Consider the following 1,056-nt stretch of genomic DNA (forward strand, 5'->3'; position numbering starts at 1 on the left):
TGCGATCGCTTCTTTCCTGAACCATGTTCAGGAGAGTTCAGCGTGAATGTATCAGCTCCATCAAGACAATCCAGACGAGCAAGACGGGCCTGCACAGAGTACCCTCTGCAGGCCTTTTTGTGGGCCTGGGCCGCGCGGCTGTACGTCCCCAGCAGGGATCCCTCCCCATCACGTAGCTTTTTTTGCTTTTTTGCGGCAACTCAGCGGAGGGCAAAGCAGGCTAAAGTGTCGGCATCCTGGCGTCTTGTGGAGAATCCTCGATGTTGTCCACCCAACTCCTCCTCCCCGGAGTGGCAGCTCTGCTCGGCTTCGGGTTTGCTCCAGCCGTCCTGGCTCAGACTTCCCACACCCAGCAGATGGCGATCCTGAACGGCAACGCCACCACCCTGCAAAGCAACGTCCTGCAAAACACCGTCCTGATCCTGCCCAACGTTCCCCCACAACAGTACGCCGACAGTTGGGGCTGGAGGAGCAGCCGCTCTTTGCCTCCCACTCCTGCTCCCATCACCGTCGTCATCCTCAACTCCCAAGTCAACCTAGCTGCCGAGGAAGTCGAGCCGAGGTCTTGCGGCCAGCGCTGTAGGGGATCCCTGCGCCTGCCTTGAGCGGGGGAGGCTGCTTTTTGCACTCCAGACTGCCCAAGTCCGCAATCCGGTTCGCGGCCACGCTCGGATCTGGGTGGATGGGGATTGATATAATCCAGGGCAATTGTCCGCTGCTGGGCGGCAGAGGGTTTTAGCACAATCTTGGCCCGGCTCTGCAATCTTGCTTTTTGGTGTGCGAGGGATCCCCATGAATCGTTCCAGGCAACTTCGCCCTTGGCTAACTTCAGCGCTCACCCGCGGGATGGTGCTCTGCACCGCTTTTGCGTTTGCTGAAGCGTCCCGTAGCGCTCTGCTGATGGGATCCCCGGCTTGGGCGCAATCGGTTCCTCAGCCCGGCACCCTCGACCTGCGCACCGGTGGCGACTCCCCCGCCAAGGCCTCCCCAACCCCACCCCCCACTGCCGGCGAGCCAGATGTGTTGTTAGCGGATGTCGTTGTTGAGGGGACTGAA

At 60.7% G+C, this 1,056-nt stretch carries 1 protein-coding gene and 1 pseudogene; both read left to right on the plus strand.

Going from position 1 to position 1,056, the window contains the following annotated elements:
- Positions 1-260 precede the first annotated feature (260 nt).
- Positions 261-605, plus strand: a complete 345-nt coding sequence (locus tag NW838_RS03370) for a hypothetical protein (protein ID WP_011432412.1) — start codon at positions 261-263, stop codon at positions 603-605.
- A gap of 187 nt (positions 606-792) precedes the next feature.
- Positions 793-1,056: pseudogene (locus NW838_RS03375) on the plus strand (outer membrane protein assembly factor); the annotation flags it as partial.

The organism is Synechococcus sp. R55.2 (genome assembly GCF_047462075.1).
In the GTDB taxonomy this organism is placed as follows: Bacteria; Cyanobacteriota; Cyanobacteriia; order Thermostichales; family Thermostichaceae; genus Thermostichus.

Bases quoted from the DNA above. Each gene is read 5' to 3' on its own strand.
- NW838_RS03370 (WP_011432412.1), top strand. From the start codon at position 261: ATGTTGTCCACCCAACTCCTCCTCCCCGGAGTGGCAGCTCTGCTCGGC.